Consider the following 837-nt stretch of genomic DNA (forward strand, 5'->3'; position numbering starts at 1 on the left):
TCCTGTAGCACCATTGGTTTCAACCTTTATGTCTACTCCCATTTCTATAGCCTTATTCTTTAATGCATCTGCTGCCATATAAGTATGTGCTATACCTGTAGGACATGCTGTTACTGCTAAAACTAAACCTTTTGAACCTTTTATCTCTACTATTTCTTCTTCTTCGGCACTCTCTTCTTCTAGTTTTTCCTCTTCTTGACTATCAATTAAACTTAAAACCTCTTCAGGTGTTTTAACAATGAGAAGTTTCTTTTTAAAATCTTCATTCATAAGCAGAGTAGATAACCTTGAAAGTGTTTCCAAATGTGTATTATTAGCACCCTCAGTTGCTGCAATCATAAAAAATATGTTTGCAGGAGAATCATCTAAGGAATCAAAATCAATTCCAGCTGTAGAACGTCCAAAAGCTAATGCTGGAGTTTTTACTGCCGCAACCTTTGCATGAGGGATAGCTATACCCTCCCCAATTCCAGTTGAGAAGTCTGCTTCTCTTTTTAAAATTGCTTTCTTATATTCTTCCTTGTCATTTAACATTCCCGCACTATCAAGTTTATTTACTAATTCATCAATTACTTCTGCTTTACTATTAGACTTTAAATCTAGAATAATAGTATTTTTCTTTAAAAGTTCTGTTATTTTCATCTTTGTCCTCCTGTAATAAATACAATCTTAGTTAGTTTATATGAATAGGCTAATGGCTAGATATTAATCTAATTTATTTACAATTACCTGTGCTAAATAATGCTCAATATCTTCTTTTTTACATAAATCCTTTGAAAATGCTGTAGCACTTCCAGATGTAGCTCCCCATCTAAATGCTTCAATTAGATCCTTTGA

1 protein-coding gene is annotated in these 837 nt (G+C 32.9%); it reads right to left on the reverse strand.

The window, feature by feature from the left end; translation table 11 throughout:
- The coding region (locus LGK95_RS22175) for a fructose PTS transporter subunit IIA (RefSeq protein WP_226127089.1) at positions 1–642 on the reverse strand (642 nt) is incomplete at its 3' end.
- Positions 643–837: the final 195 nt, after the last annotated feature.

Origin of the sequence: Clostridium algoriphilum (assembly GCF_020443705.1) — a bacterium.
In the GTDB taxonomy this organism is placed as follows: Bacteria; Bacillota; Clostridia; order Clostridiales; family Clostridiaceae; genus Clostridium_AD; species Clostridium_AD algoriphilum.